At 68.5% G+C, this 14,320-nt stretch carries 14 protein-coding genes and 1 other RNA gene; 10 read left to right on the top strand and 5 right to left on the bottom strand.

The window, feature by feature from the left end:
• Positions 1-19: 19 nt before the first annotated feature.
• Complete coding sequence (locus FBY40_RS11805; RefSeq protein WP_235014835.1) at positions 20-1,351, bottom strand: MFS transporter; 1,332 nt, start codon at positions 1,349-1,351, stop codon at positions 20-22.
• A 20-nt stretch (positions 1,352-1,371) separates the two neighbouring features.
• Here FBY40_RS11805 and prfB point away from each other — a divergent pair, with 20 nt between their 5' ends.
• The 4 genes from prfB to smpB all read left to right on the top strand — a co-directional run bounded on the left by prfB (position 1,372) and on the right by smpB (position 5,073).
• Positions 1,372-2,484 (top strand): peptide chain release factor 2, encoded by a 1,113-nt coding sequence (gene prfB, locus FBY40_RS11800; protein WP_141938918.1) that lies wholly within the window; start codon positions 1,372-1,374, stop codon positions 2,482-2,484.
• A 65-nt stretch (positions 2,485-2,549) separates the two neighbouring features.
• Positions 2,550-3,605, top strand: a complete 1,056-nt coding sequence (gene ftsE, locus FBY40_RS11795) for a cell division ATP-binding protein FtsE (protein WP_141938916.1) — start codon at positions 2,550-2,552, stop codon at positions 3,603-3,605.
• Positions 3,602-4,516 (top strand): permease-like cell division protein FtsX, encoded by a 915-nt coding sequence (ftsX, locus tag FBY40_RS11790; RefSeq protein WP_141938914.1) that lies wholly within the window; start codon positions 3,602-3,604, stop codon positions 4,514-4,516. The genes ftsE and ftsX overlap by 4 nt, the downstream gene beginning before the upstream one ends.
• An 80-nt stretch (positions 4,517-4,596) precedes the next feature.
• Positions 4,597-5,073: an SsrA-binding protein SmpB gene (gene smpB, locus FBY40_RS11785; RefSeq protein ID WP_141938912.1), complete on the top strand. Its 477-nt coding sequence runs from the start codon at positions 4,597-4,599 to the stop codon at positions 5,071-5,073.
• Between the two features lie 25 nt (positions 5,074-5,098).
• Here the strand turns inward: smpB and FBY40_RS11780 are convergent, their stop codons facing one another.
• Complete coding sequence (locus FBY40_RS11780; RefSeq protein WP_141938910.1) at positions 5,099-5,767, bottom strand: SIMPL domain-containing protein; 669 nt, start codon at positions 5,765-5,767, stop codon at positions 5,099-5,101.
• A gap of 123 nt (positions 5,768-5,890) precedes the next feature.
• Between FBY40_RS11780 and FBY40_RS11775 the strand changes: the two genes are divergently transcribed.
• The 5 genes from FBY40_RS11775 to ssrA all read left to right on the top strand — a co-directional run bounded on the left by FBY40_RS11775 (position 5,891) and on the right by ssrA (position 9,279).
• Positions 5,891-6,715 carry a DUF4397 domain-containing protein gene (locus FBY40_RS11775; protein ID WP_141938907.1) on the top strand — a complete coding sequence of 275 codons (825 nt, stop codon included), beginning with the start codon at positions 5,891-5,893 and terminating at the stop codon, positions 6,713-6,715.
• Between the two features lie 47 nt (positions 6,716-6,762).
• Positions 6,763-7,374, top strand: coding sequence for a sortase domain-containing protein (locus FBY40_RS11770; protein WP_235014833.1), 612 nt, complete (start codon positions 6,763-6,765; stop codon positions 7,372-7,374).
• An 8-nt stretch (positions 7,375-7,382) separates the two neighbouring features.
• Positions 7,383-7,961, top strand: coding sequence for an RNA polymerase sigma factor (locus tag FBY40_RS11765; protein WP_141938905.1), 579 nt, complete (start codon positions 7,383-7,385; stop codon positions 7,959-7,961).
• Positions 7,948-8,754, top strand: a complete 807-nt coding sequence (locus tag FBY40_RS11760) for an anti-sigma factor (protein WP_141938902.1) — start codon at positions 7,948-7,950, stop codon at positions 8,752-8,754. Before FBY40_RS11765 ends, FBY40_RS11760 begins: the two co-directional genes overlap by 14 nt.
• A 156-nt stretch (positions 8,755-8,910) precedes the next feature.
• Positions 8,911-9,279: a transfer-messenger RNA gene (gene ssrA / locus FBY40_RS11755) on the top strand.
• A gap of 110 nt (positions 9,280-9,389) precedes the next feature.
• Here the strand turns inward: ssrA and FBY40_RS11750 are convergent.
• The 3 genes from FBY40_RS11750 to FBY40_RS11740 all read right to left on the bottom strand — a co-directional run bounded on the left by FBY40_RS11750 (position 9,390) and on the right by FBY40_RS11740 (position 11,554).
• Entirely contained in the window at positions 9,390-10,742 is a 1,353-nt protein-coding gene (locus tag FBY40_RS11750; RefSeq protein ID WP_141938900.1) for a hypothetical protein, read from the bottom strand.
• Between the two features lie 107 nt (positions 10,743-10,849).
• On the bottom strand, positions 10,850-11,248 hold the full coding sequence (locus FBY40_RS11745) for an SHOCT domain-containing protein (protein ID WP_141938898.1): 399 nt from the start codon (positions 11,246-11,248) through the stop codon (positions 10,850-10,852).
• 66 nt (positions 11,249-11,314) lie between these two features.
• Complete coding sequence (locus tag FBY40_RS11740) at positions 11,315-11,554, bottom strand: hypothetical protein (protein WP_141938895.1); 240 nt, start codon at positions 11,552-11,554, stop codon at positions 11,315-11,317.
• A gap of 150 nt (positions 11,555-11,704) precedes the next feature.
• Between FBY40_RS11740 and FBY40_RS11735 the strand changes: the two genes are divergently transcribed.
• Positions 11,705-14,299, top strand: coding sequence for a LuxR C-terminal-related transcriptional regulator (locus FBY40_RS11735; protein WP_141938893.1), 2,595 nt, complete (start codon positions 11,705-11,707; stop codon positions 14,297-14,299).
• Positions 14,300-14,320: the final 21 nt, after the last annotated feature.

Below are 14,320 nucleotides of genomic sequence, written 5' to 3'. Positions count from 1 at the left end.
ACGCCCGACCCGATCTCGGTCAGGGGCGCGGCACGAACCGCGGCACCCACCGGGCGAAGGCTCCGGCGCCGACGAATCCCACGACACCGATCACCGCCGCCGCGACCGACAGCGATGCCGCCGCCGCGATCGCGGACACGGCGAGGGGTGCGAGTGCACCCCCGGCATCGGTCAGCGTGCGCCAGGAGCCGAGGAAGGGTGCGGGATCGTCCGGGGGTGCGGCGTCGGCGCCGAGCGTCAGGAGGATGCCGCTGGAGAGTCCGTTGCCGACCCCCAGCACGGCGCCGAACATCGCGAACCACATATCGGCCGAGGCGAGGTCGTGCGTGAACGCCAGTGCCAGGAAGCCCGCCCCCATGAGGATCATGGCCGGCAGGGCCGCCCAGAGCCGGCCGAACCGGTCCATCACCTGGCCGCTGGCGTAGAAGAGTGCGAAATCGATCGCACCCGACACCCCCACCACGAGCGCGATCGTCTGCGCGTCGAGACCGATGGACACGCCCCAGAGCGGCAGCACGACCTGCCGGGCGGACCGGACGGCGGAGAGGGATGCCGCGGCGACGCCCAGCCGAGAGAGCACCGCGCGGTAGCGCCATATCGTGCGGAAGACGCCCTCGCGTGGCCGATGTCGACCGAGGACGGGAACCGATCCCGTGGTGACAGGCTCGCCGGTGTCGCTTTCCCCATCCCCGGTGTCCCGCTCACCGGACGCGGAACGCGCGGCTCCGCTGCGATGCGGCTCGGCGATCAAGGCCTGCTCGGGATCGGGGCCGAAGAGGACGAGCGCGATGACCGCGGCGAGGCAGGCGCCGAAGAACCAGATGCTCGCCGTCTCGTCCCCGAAGAGTGCGAGAAGACCCGCCGACAGGAAGGGGCCGAGGAACATCCCGAGTCGGAAGGTGCCCCCCAGAAGCGACAGCGCCCGCGCGCGGAAGGACAGCGGCACGCGTGTGGTCATGAAGGAGTGGCGGGCGAGTCCGAACGCTGCCGCGCAGAAGCCGATGAGGAAGACCGATGCGGCGAAGACCCCGAGCCCCGGTGCGAACACCATGCCCACCACGCCGAGGAGGGAGAGCACACCGGCGATCGCCATGGTGAACCGTTCGCCGATGCGCGCGACGGCGTAGCCCGCGGGGATGTTGCCGCACAGCTGGCCGACGACGAGGGCCGAGGCCACCAGTGCTGCCGAGGCGATGTCGGCGCCCAGCCGTGCCGCGATCACGGGGATGAGGGGGAGGATCGCCCCCTCCCCGACGGCGAAGAGGAGGGTCGGGCCGTAGATCATCGGCGCGAAGCGGCCGAGCACCGCCGCCGCGCCGGGGGAGCGAGGCGGCAGATCTGGCACGGTCATCCACGTTAGTCTGGACTGTCATGCTCGAATTCGATCCGTCCGACGACATCAAGGCCCTCCGGTCCACGTTCTCCGACATCAAGGCCGTCGTGGACGTCGACGCCCTGGAGTCCGAGATCGCGCGCCTCAGCGAGGAAGCCGGCGCCCCCGACCTCTGGGACGACGTGGACAAAGCGCAGAAGGTCACCAGCGCCCTCAGCCACCGCCAGAGCGAGCTCAAGCGCATCACCGACATCGAGCAGCGGCTGGACGACCTCGAAGTGCTCGTCGAACTCGCCAACGAGATGGAAGACGAAGACTCCGCCGAAGAGGCCCGTCACGAGATCGCCGAGCTGGAAGACGTGATCGGACAGCTCGAAGTGCAGACGCTCCTCGACGGTGAGTACGACGACCGTTCCGCCGTGGTGACGATCCGCTCCGGCGCGGGCGGCGACGACGCCACGGACTTCGCCGAGATGCTGATGCGCATGTACCTGCGGTGGGCTGAGCGGCACAAGTATCCCGTCAAGGTCATGGACACCTCCTACGCGGAGGGCGCCGGGATCAAGTCCGCCACCTTCGAGATCGATGCGCCGTACGCCTACGGCACGCTGTCGGTCGAGGCCGGCACCCACCGCCTCGCGCGGATCAGTCCGTTCGGTGCCGCCGACAAGCGACAGACCTCCTTCGCCGCCGTCGAGGTGATCCCCGTGATGGAGGAGGCCGTCGAGGTCGACATCCCCGAGGGCGACATCCGGGTCGACGTCTTCCGCTCTTCGGGGCCGGGCGGTCAGTCGGTGAACACCACCGATTCGGCGGTGCGCATCACCCACCTTCCCACCGGCATCGTCGTGTCGATGCAGAACGAGAAGTCGCAGATCCAGAACCGCGCGGCGGCGATGCGCGTGCTCCAGACGCGCCTGCTGCTGCTCAAGCGCGAGGAGGAGGCGGCGAAGAAGAAGGAGCTCGCGGGAACCATCACCGCCAGCTGGGGCGACCAGATGCGCTCGTACTTCCTGTACGGCCAGCAGCTGGTGAAGGACCTTCGCACCGGCCACGAGGTCGGCAACCCCGCGCCGGTGTTCGACGGTGACATCGACGGGTTCATCGCCGCCGGTATCCGCTGGCGCAAGCGCAAGGATGACGACGACTGACGGATGACGCCGCGCCGGGTGTCGCTCGGCGCCTCCGGCGTGCCGCCGCTTAGGCTCGTCACGCCATGATCCGGTTCGAGAACGTCACGAAGCACTATCGCGGCACCTCCCGCCCTGCCCTGAACAAGGTCGACTTCGAGGTGCTCCGCGGTGAGTTCGTCTTCCTCGTCGGCGCATCCGGCTCGGGCAAGTCCTCGTGCCTCCGGCTCATCCTGCGCGAAGACGTGCCGAGCGATGGTCGGGTGGTCGTGCTCGGCCGCGATGTGCGCACGCTCTCCAACCGCAAGGTCCCCTACTTCCGTCGCCACATCGGAGCGGTGTTCCAGGACTTCCGGCTGCTGCCGTCCAAGACGGTGTTCCAGAACGTGGCGTTCACCCTCCAGGTGATCGGGTCGTCCCGCGCCTTCATCCAGCAGGCGGTTCCCGAGGTGCTCGCGCTCGTCGGGCTCGCCGGCAAAGAGAAGCGGTTCCCGCACGAACTCTCCGGCGGTGAGCAGCAGCGGGTGGCGATCGCGCGGGCACTGGCCAATCGCCCGCAGGTCCTCCTCGCCGACGAGCCCACCGGAAACCTCGACCCCGCCACCTCCGTGGACATCATGCAGCTGCTCGCCCGCATCAACGCCAACGGCACCACCGTGGTCATGGCCACCCACGAGGCGGGGTTCGTCGACCAGATGAAGCGACGGGTGATCGAACTGAAGAACGGCGAGATGGTGCGCGACGAACGTCACGGCGGGTACGGCGACACCTCGGCGATTCCGAGTCTCGCTCCCGAGCCCGAGCGGGGCGCCGCCGCCGTCGCCGCCCTCACGGCTGTGCTCGAACTCCAGCGCGAGGCCGCAGCGATGGCCGGCACGAGCCTCCCGACCGAGGCCGAGGCACCACCATGGGCAGGCGAAACGCGGGCGCCGGCTCCTGAGCCCGAGACGGTTGCGGCCCGCGCGCAGGCAGAGAAGCCGGACCACGCCCCGGCGCCATCGCCACACGGCATCACGCGGCCGCAGACGCAGCCGGTGCCGGTGCAGGACATCCCCGAAGTCGAGGTCGCCGAGCTCGGCGTCGCCGATCGCCTCGGACTCGGTCGACGCGACCGGGACGACGAAGTCGGACCGACCTCGTGAGGGTCGGTCTGGTCTTGGCCGAGGCCTTCACGGGTCTTCGCCGGAACGCGTCGATGGTCATCTCGGTGGTGCTCGTCACGTTCGTCTCGCTCACCTTCGTCGGCGCGGCGATTCTCATGCAGATGCAGATCGGCAAGATGGAGAACTTCTGGGCCGACCGGGCGCAGGTCGCGATCAGCATGTGCACCTCGGTCTCGACGCAGGAGGGCACCTGTGCGGGCGGTGTCGCGACGCCCGAGCAGATCGCCGCGGTTCAGACGCAACTGGACAGTCCGGCGATCGCTCCCCTCATCGATGCGGTGCGCTTCGAGAATCGCGACGAGGCCTACGCGAACGTCATCGACCTGCTCGGCGAGGACTACGCGAGCGTCATCACCCCCGATCAGCTGAACGAAACCTTCCGGATCAACCTCGTCGACCATCGCCGCTCCGACGTCATCATCGAGGCGTTCCAGGGCATGGAGGGCGTCGAGGTCGTGGAGGATCAGCTGCAGTACCTCGATCCGCTCTTCTCGGCGTTGACCGTCGCGACCTACATCGCGGTGGGGATCGCGGGGCTGATGCTCATCGCCGCGGTCCTCCTCATCGCCACCACGATCCGGCTGTCGGCCTTCGCCCGGCGGCGCGAGCTCGGCATCATGCGCATGGTCGGTGCATCCAACCGCTTCATCCAGACCCCGTTCGTCCTGGAGGGTGTCTTCGCCGCCCTCATCGGCTCGATCCTGGCGAGCGTCACAGTCGTGCTGGGATTGCATTTCGGCGTCGAAGAGCTCCGCGGACGCGTGCAGTTCGTCACCACGTGGGTCGACGGCGGCGACGTCGCCGTCGTGATCCCCGTGATCGTCGCCATCGGCGTGGTCCTCGCCGCGCTCTCGGCGAGCTTCGCCATCCGCCGGTGGCTGCGGACCTGACCGCTTGCTAGACTGGCGGGCTGCCGTGCGCGATCCGAACGACCGGATGCGTCTGCGCGGCCCAGAAGGAGGATGCAGGCATGGCACGCGAACGCGGTGAGAAGGTCATCGCGACGAATCGTCGCGCGCGCCACGACTACCTCATCGACAAGACGTACGAGGCAGGACTGGTCCTCACCGGCACCGAGGTGAAGTCGCTGCGTCAGGGACGCGCGAACCTCACCGACGGTTACGCCTACATCGACGGCGGGGAGGCCTTCCTCGACGCCGTCCACATCCCCGAGTACTCGCAGGGTCACTGGACCAATCACGCCGCCAAGCGCACGCGGAAGCTCCTGCTGCACAAGGACGAGATCGTCAAGCTCTCGCACGCCGTCTCGGCAGGCGGGTACACGCTCGTCCCTCTGCGCCTGTACTTCTCTGACGGTCGCGCCAAGGTCGAGATCGCCGTGGCAAAGGGCAAGCGCGAATTCGACAAGCGGCAGACCCTGCGCGAGCGTCAGGACCGCCGCGAGGCGGAGCGGGCGATGCGCACGCGCAATCGTCTCGGTGACTGAGAAGCCACCAGGCTGACGCCCGCAGTCAACGGGCGACGAAGCGGGCGTCGACAGTGGCGCTGACGACGACATCGGCGGGCTGAAGCCGGATCTCGGCAGCACCCGCATCACCGGCGAACGCCGCGCGCGCCATCAGAGGACGCATCGACTCACCGCGCGCGCCACGATCATCGGTCAGCATCCCGGCATCCGCGATCTCGACGGCGGTGACATCCGACAGTCCGAGCGCGCGGGCATAGGCCGTCGCGCGCTCCACGGCGACGGTCACCGCCTCAGCGGCGACCGAGCGCTCCAGAGCGGCCCGCGTCAGAGGGGACAGCCGCCAGTCGACCCCGGTGAACTGCACACCGTCGCGTTCGATGACCTCGCTCGCCCACGCGGACAGGGCGTCGAAATCGGTGAAGGTCGCCGACAGGTTCACCGTGGCGTGGAAGATGGGTGCCAGCCGCTTGCCCTCGGCATTCCACGGTCGCTCCGACCACACCGACACACTGTCGCTGGACCACTGCGCGACACGCCCCTCGGCGTGCGCGGACTCGAGCTCGTCGCGCAGCGGCGCGCTCCAGGCGGAGACGTCGGCCACCACCCCGTCACGGGCCGCGCCCTCGGCGCGGACCACGAGGGTTGCCACGGCCTCCTCAGGGGCCACCCGAGCCACGTGTTCCCCGTGCACCGTCACAACGACCTCACTCATGAGGGCGACTCTACGACGCCGATCCAGAAAAATCTCATGCTGCTGCATCCAAATGACGGTGGCGCCGGGAAGTACTTCATGAAAGGCGGTGAACCTCACTGCCACACATCCAGGAGGATCTTCATGCGCAAGACCATGGTTGCCGGCCTCACGGTCGGCGTTGTCGCGGCACTGGGCCTCGCCCTTCCCGCGAACGCAAGCACGAGCGGCGAGGCTCAGCTTTCGGTGCTGCACGGCATCCCCGACACCCCCGTCGACGTCTACGTCAACGGCGATCTGACCCTCGACGACTTCCAGCCCGGTGACCTCGCCGGCCCGCTGGCCCTGCCCGCCGGCGCGTACGACATCGCCCTGACGGCGACCGACGCGGCGGACGCGAGCGCCGCGATCCTCGAGGCCTCCGTGACGCTGGACGCCGGCGTGAACTACACCGCCACCGCCAACCTCAACGAGGCCGGCGAGCCCGCCCTCAACGCGTTCGTCAACGACACCGCGCAGACCGCTGCGGGAGAGGGCCGTCTGACGGTCCGCCACGTCGCCGCGGCACCCGCCGTCGACATCCTCGCCGGTGGCTCCCCCGTCGTCGAGGACCTGACGAACCCGAACGAGGCCACTCTCAACCTCCCGGCTGGCACCGTGTCGGCTGCGGTCGCGCTGGCGGGTACCACCGATCCGGTCATCGGCCCGGCAGACGTCAACGTCGCCGAGGGTACGCTGACCATCGTCTACGCGTGGGGTTCGGCTGAGGCCGGCAACCTCGCTCTCGCGGTGCAGACCATCGACGGTCTGCACGGCGGCCCCTCGGGCGGCGTCCCGTCGGGTGCCGGTGGACAGCTGGCTGCGCAGGACACGCTCGTGCAGGGTGCGTGGCTTGCCGCCGGCCTGCTGGTCGCCTTCGGCGTCGCCGGTGGTACCGTCGTCGCCGTCCGCGCCCGCAGCGGACGCTGATCGGCGAGGATAGAAGGATGATGAGGGCGAGGCGGGCAGTTCCCCTGGTGGCACTGCTCGTCCTCGCCCTCACCGGCTGCGGCACCCCGGCCGAATCGGCGCCGCAGCCGGCCACCACGCTTCCCGCTCCTCAGATCTCAGCGCAACCGCCGGCTCCGTCGGTCGAGATCCCCGTCGCACCGGCCACGCCGGCGCCGGCCGCGGTCGTACCTGCACCGGTTCGGGTGTCGGTGGCCGATGCGGGGATCGATGTTCCGGTGATCCCGGTCGGCGTCGACGCCAACCAGGCGATGGAACTGCCGGAAGACCCGGCGGTGGCGGGGTGGTATCGCTTCGGTCCGGGTCCTCAGTCCCCGGAGGGTCGCGCGGTCATCTCCGCCCACGTGGACATGCCGGGATACGGAATCGGCCCCTTCAGCCGCATCCGGGATCTGGCGCAGGGAACGCTCATCGAGGTGACCGATGACACCGGGAACCTCACCCGCTACCGTCTGGACTCGGTCACCTACTACAAGAAGGCTGACCTTCCTGTCGATGACTTGTTCGCCCGGTCCGGTTCCCCCATGCTGGTGCTCATCACCTGCGGTGGCGCGTTCGATGCATCGATCGGCCGCTACGAGGACAACGTGGTGGCCCTCGCCACCCCCGTACAGGAGTGAGCGCCACCATGAGCATCGACAATTCGGCGGTATCACCGCCGGGAGCGGCTGACGAAGGGGTCGGTGAGCGGTTTCGAGACGGAGACGAACGGGCCCTGGAGGAGATCTACCGGCGGTGGTCGCCGGTCGTCTTCACCCTGGCCCTGCGTTCCCTCGGAGATCGCAGCGACGCCGAAGACGTCACCCAGAAGACGTTCGTCTCGGCGTGGGGTTCCCGGGCGAGCTTCGACCCCGCGAAAGCTCGTGTGTCGACCTGGCTGATCGCCATCGCCCGCCGCCGGATCGCCGACACCCACGAAGCGCGTGCACGCATCGGCGCTCTGCAACGAGAGTTGGAGAGGTACGCCGAACCCATGGGTCGTGACGCCCCGGAGGTCGACATCGGCGATACCATTCTTCTCGCCGACGAGATCAGCCGCTTGGAGCCCGACGCCCAAGAGGTGGTCAAGCTGGCCTTCTACGACGACCTGACGCATCAGCAGATCGCCTCCCGCCTGGACATGCCGCTGGGCACCGTCAAAAGCCATATCCGCCGAAGCCTTACCCGTCTGCGATCCCGATTGGAGGTGAGCCATGCCGCATCTTGAGTCGCATCTCGATCCCGAAGTCCTGACGCTCCTTGCGATCGGGGAACCGGTGGCGACCCCCGCAGAACAGGATCACCTCAGCACCTGCCCTCGCTGCGCGGTGGAGCTGTCCGCTCTGACGCGCACGGTGGTGGCCGGGCGCTCCACCGTCCTGCTCGAAGACCTCGAAGCCCCGCCCGAGCGCGTCTGGTCACGGATCTCAGAGGAACTGGGGTTCTCGGCTCCGGCGGCGATCTCCGACGCGGCAGCCACTTCCGAGATCGACCCCCGTGTCGAAACCGTCCTCATGGACCCCGGGGCTTCGGAAGCGGTACCCCCACGTGGCGGAGCCAGCGGGGCATCCGCACCGCGTCGTCGGCGCAGCGGGCTCATCCGCGGGCTTTTCGTGCTGGCCGCCAGCGTGGCGGTCCTGGGCGTCGCGGTGGGGGGATGGGCTCTGACACGGCAGGCGACGGTTGTGGAGCTGGCCTCTGCCGAGCTCGCCGCCTTCCCTGATCACCCCGGCGCCGAGGGCTCCGCGGTGGTGGTCGAACGCGGAGACGAGACGGTCATCGAAGTGACCCTGGACGCTGATGTCGATCCCGACAGCAATCGCGAAGTGTGGCTGATCACCGAGGATGCGACCGAGATCATCAGTCTCGGCATGCTCGAAGGGCAGACCGGTGAGTTCGTGGTTCCCGACAACATCGACCTTCGCGAGTACGTGCTCGTGGATGTCTCCGACGAGCCGGTCGACGGCGATCCGACCCACTCCGGCGACTCGATCGTGCGCGGAGCGCTGGACTTCGCCTGACGTGGTGGCGACGCGCCGGGAAGAGGCACCCGGTGCGTCGCCATCCTCGCGGAATGGCGTGGCGTCGGCATCCGTTGTATTCTGATGTGCTCGGTCGATCCTCGGCCGAGGATGGCAATTCCACAGTGTGACAGCGGCTCCCTCTCGAGGGTGCATGGGGATGATCGGTTTCGACATCGCCTGTGAATCTGCGGGAAGCGGGCCGAGGATGCAGAGTTATCTCGTTAACGATCTCTGCGAACCAATAAGTGCCGAACCTAAGCGCACTGAGTTCGCCCTCGCTGCCTAAGCGAGCCTGAACTCCGTCAGACCGTAGGTGTTCCCGCTACGGATTCTGGCGTCATCTAGGGGACTTGCTGCGTGACGGCGCCTGGACGTCACGCGGGACTCTTCCCAGGCTGGGCCTGTCGACTTAGGTGTCTGTGACAAAGGTCGGGGCCGAGCAGAACGTCTGCACAGACTGCGCCCGGAGAAGACGCAGTATCCCAGCGATGGACGGGGGTTCGATTCCCCCCATCTCCACCACTGCCGCTGTCACACGAAAGGCCCGAGTCCCGCACCTCCGCGGGGCTCGGGCCTTTCGCGCACATGACTGCGAGCCTGGCCAGCCTCCTCGAGGCCGCGCCGTTCCGCACCTAGCCCTGGGGCACTGGCTCATCGGCTCTGGTGCGAAGCACTTCAGCGATCCACCACGCGAGCAGCGCGACGACGACGACGAGGATGATCTCGCCGGTGTCGAGCGGACGCAGCGCCCAGAGCCAGGCGATCGCCGACAGGGCGATGACGACCCGGACGAGCACCCGTTGCCGGTCCATCCACCCGGTCAGCGCCTCCCACCGCAGACCCTGTTCCGCGCCCCGAGTGCGGATCCAGGTGTTGCCCCGGGTGACGATGTTCCGCGTTGCCACCGCGCCACGCCAGCGACCCTGGAACCAGGCGAAAAGCGCGATCACGACACCGAGCGTCATTCCCACGATGGCCGTCTGGCGGATGTCTTCGCCGACCTGGTCGTAGATGGCGACGATAGCGCCGGGTGGGAGATCGCCCGGCGGTTGGATGCTCAGAACGGTGCGACCGACCGTCATCCCGATCAGCATCGCGGCGCTGCCGGCCGCGATGCCGACACCCGCGCCCAACAACGCCGTCGTCCGTCGTCGAGCAACGAGGACTCCGATGATCAGGAGCCCGAGCGTCACCACGGGAAGGATCCACCCCAGCGCTGTCGCCGTCGCATAGACGACCCGGACGGAGGCGAGGGCCTCGTTCTCGGCGACGACGATCGTTCGATTCACCTCCGGGATCGCCGAGGCCAGACCGATGCCGCGTTCGAGCAGACGTTCCTTGACGGCCGCGATGATCGGCTGGAGCTGGATGCCGACGGTTCCGGCCTGATCGATCGTGATCGCTCCACCCGCGCCCTCTCCCGTGCCCGCGGTGACGAGGGCACGGTGGCCTGCGCGGAGGACGCCGCTCCAGATGTCGGCGAAGGCCTCGGAGGCGACGACGCGAGTGATGGTCTGGTCGATGATGTTCTGCAGTCCCTCAGCTGCGGGACCTCGCAGCAGATCGATCGCTGCAGCGGCGCGAGGGGGGAGATCGAGTGTGGCCAGGCCGTCGAAGACGTCGTCGGTGAGTGCGGTGACATCGACCCTGTCGGACACCGCCGCCGAGACTTCGTCGATGATGAGCGACTGCACGGCCGGATCATCGATGAGCGGAGCCATGGTCGCCACGAACTGCTCTTCGTCGACGAGCGTCGCGCGCACCCACGCGCCGGCGATGGACAACGGCAGGATGACCGAGGCGAGAACGATGCAGATCGCCGAGAGGATGGGGCGCCACAGATGTGCGCGTGGTCGCGCCGGGCGGTCGTCGTCGACCGCACCGCCGGCGCGCGCACGCAGCTGATCGTTGGCCTTCTCGAGCTCGAGGATCCGCTGCTGAAGCGAGAGGAGGTCGGGCTGCGGTGACGGCTGCGGTGTTGTCATAAGAGTCCATCCCTCAGTGGGCCGGAACGGCTGGTCGTCGAGCCCGGGAGGGCGCTGCGTCGTTCGGAGGAGTTCGGCGATCGCGACCGGTGCTTCGACGAACGTGGTCAGCGTCGCTGCACCGCAGGCTCGGCCAGAGCTCGAGCCTTGATCGCTTCGAATTCTGACGCCGTCAGCGCCCCCGAGTCCAGCAGCGATTTCGCCCTCGCGATCTCATCGGTGGCGGAGGATGTGCCGGCTGCGGCCCGGATGTAGGCGTCCTGCGCCTCTCGCTGCTGCATCGCAGCGTCGTAGGTCCGCTTCTGCATCCCGGCCCCGCGGGCGATCAGGTACACCAGCGCCGTCAGGAAGGGCACGAACACCAGGAAGATGATCCAGACCGCCTTCAGCCATCCGCTGACCGAATCATCCCGGAAGAGGTCCGCGATGATCGAGAACAGGACCATGAGGTACGCGGCGAAAACGAAGATCCAAAAGAACCAGGCGATGAGTCCCCAGAAATCCATGTGTCTGCCAATCTGTGAAGTCCGGCCGGGCGGCCGACGAGCCGAGGATTGCAGGGCGAAGCGGGCTCACGCGTCACCCCGCAGGGGTGAGATCTCCTCCGGAGGGAGGCGGTTGACGGAGATCACTTCGATGTGAAGTTCGTCCAAGAGCTCGAGCAGGCCGAACAGCTTGGCCTGATCGGGGACCCGGCCCACGATGCGCGTGCGACCTCCCCCGACCGGTTCGACGTCGAATTCGGACAGGGCTGCCGTGAGATCGGGTCCGAAGCGTCCGTCGACGACCACCTCGAGGACCTGTCCGTTCACGTGAGGTCCTCCCGGGTTGCTCGTCGTCGGGCCGTCGACGGCTTTCCCTCGCCGCCGGTCTCTGGGAGAGAGTGTTCGCCGAGGGTCTCGCGCCGGCGTCACCCGGGTGGGATGATTTGATCCACCCCCGCGAAGCGCGAGGAGGTCCGCATGCCGATCGGCCATCGACACACCCTTCCCCCTCACGCCGTCGACCGCCGTCGGCTGCGGGCGCAGCTGGATGCGGGATTGGACTCACCGCTTTCGCTGGTGGTCGCACCGGCCGGCGCAGGAAAGACCGTGCTGCTCTCGCAGTGGGTGCGGTCGCGCGCCGATCACGCCGTCGCGTGGGTCGACGTCACGGAGGCCGACGCCGACCCCATCGCTTTCTCCCGCCATCTCGTCGACGCTCTGACCTCGGTCGCGCCGCACCTGCAGGGCCCCCTCGCACCCGTGGACACCTCGGATCGACGCCTGGGGGAGGCGCTGTTGGAGGACCTCTCGACGGTGTTGGCATCTGCCGGGAGGATCATCATCGTCTTCGACGACCTTGACCGGATGAGCGGCAGCGAGGTTCTGACCGATCTGTGGCGTCTGGTCGATCAGCTGCCGCCGAACGTGCACGTGGTCTTCGCGTCGCGCGTCGATCTGAAGCTGGGGTGGAGCCGGCACCGTCTGCAGCACAACCTTGTGGAGATCCGTCAGCGCGATCTGGCGTTCGACGGTGCGACGACCGCGGAGGTGCTGCAGAAGATCACCGGACGACCCGTCACCGAGAAGACCGCCGAACGGGTGCGAACGCGGACGGAGGGGTGGGCCGTGGGCGTGCAGCTCACCGCCCTCAGCCTGCGTTTCTCCGCCGATCCGGAGCGATCGGTCTCTGCGCTGACCGAGACCGATCGCCTCGTCGCGGACTACTTGAGCGAAGAAGTCCTCGATGCCCAGGATCCGCCCCGACGCTCGGCGATCATGAGAATCGCCGCCGTGGACGAGTTCTGCGCGCCACTCGTCGACGCGATTCTCGGCGCCGACGGGGCGCAGCTCATCGCGGACCTCGAGCAGGACTCGATGTTCCTCTTCCCCCTGAGCGGGCGTCCGGGGTGGTACCGATTCCATCGACTGTTCCGCGATCTCCTCCTGTTGCGACTGCGGGCACGGGGGCCGGATGTGGAACGGCAGGTCCTTCGCGCCGCAGCGCGGTGGAGCGAGGAGCAGGACTTCGTCGACGACGCCATCCGCTACCACCTGCGGGCTCGGTCGTGGGTCGCCGCCCTGGACCTCGTCCTCACCCTGCGCCGAGAGGTCTACGAGGACTTCCACGTGGCCAAGGTGGTCGGGTGGCTCGAAGCGGTACCGGAGAAAGAGCGAGCCCGACGGCCGCAGGCCGAACTCCTGCTCGCCATGGCTCGAGGGATGAGCGGGCACGGCGTCGCAGCGATGGATGCGTTCCGCGGGCTGCTGGAGGAGGGGAACCTGAGTGCGGGGGAGCGGCTGGTCGCCCAGACCTACCTGGGCGCCTGCGTCCAGCTCGCGCCGCCGCCCGAGTTCTTCGCGCAGGCGGCCGAGAACGCCCTGAGCGCGTTGGCGCAGGAGCCCCCGGATATCGAGCCGCCCTCGCTCCTGGGCGTCACCAGCCGACCGCTTCTCAACCTGGTGGCGCGCGCGTCCTACGGCCGCGCGCTTCTCCTCCTCGGCGACCTCGACGCTGCGAGACAGCAGCTCCGGCTCGCGCTCGAGGGCGAGGGGGCGGCCTATCGCCCTTTTCGGCTGCACGCGCTGGGTTCACTCGCTCTGACCGAGGCGTTCTCGGAGCGGATGGCGTTGGCCGAAGAACTCGCAGACAGCGCCCTCTCGTTGGCGAAGGAGTTCCGACTGCTGGACCATCCCGCTGCCGGCGACGCATTCCTCGCCCGTGCGGTGGCCAGTCTCGGTCGCGGTGACGGGGAGACCGGAGCCGCCGCGCTCGCCGAGGGCCGCGTGCGAGCGGCATCCGATCAACGCACCCAGCTGCTGTGGCTGGCTCATCTGGCATCGGTGATGCTCGGGGCGGAAGAGTCGTCACTCCCGACGTCCCCTCTGGCCGCACCGCCTCCGCCCTTCGTCCGCCACGCCCTCACGGCGCTCGCGCACCGACGGGCGCGACTGCGAGGAATGCCCTCGAGGCCGACCTGGACGGCGTCGACGTGGTCTGTCATCGCCTTCGAGGAGATCGCCGGCCTCCTGACGACGGGTGACGCGCCCGTGGCGGCACGCAGACTGGCGCAGTTCGAGCCACCTGGCGAATCGTCGCCCGCGGTGGCCGTCGAGCGAGATCTTCTGCTCGGCTGGGCCCATGCCCTTGCCGGACAGCCCGCGCAGGCCCGGAGCCACCTCCAGGCCGCCTTGGCGCTGGCGGCATCCGGACGGCTGCTCTTCCCGTTCGCTGCCGCGGGACCGGAGGTCGCTCGGCTGCTGGAGGCGTTGCCCGGCCCCGCCGATGAGTTCCGTCGTCTTGCCGTCCATGCGGCGCGCGCGGCCGGTGCCGCGCCGGCTCGGGGACAGCTGGTGGAACACCTGACCCATCGAGAGCGAGAGCTTCTCGCCTACCTGCCGACACGCATGACGTTCGCCGACATCGCCGCCCACAGTTACGTATCGGTCAACACCGTCAAGACGCACGTCGGTCACATCTATCGGAAACTCGGGGTGACGGGCCGCGACGAGGCGATCGAACGCGCGGCCGATCTGGGGCTCATCGAGGTGGGGGAGATCGCCCGCATCGGATGATCCCCCCGCGAGCGCATCGCG

Origin of the sequence: Microbacterium sp. SLBN-154 (assembly GCF_006715565.1) — a bacterium.
Taxonomy (GTDB): Bacteria; Actinomycetota; Actinomycetes; order Actinomycetales; family Microbacteriaceae; genus Microbacterium.
Note: the sequence above shows the minus strand (reverse complement) of the source record. Positions and strands in the feature narration are given on the sequence as shown.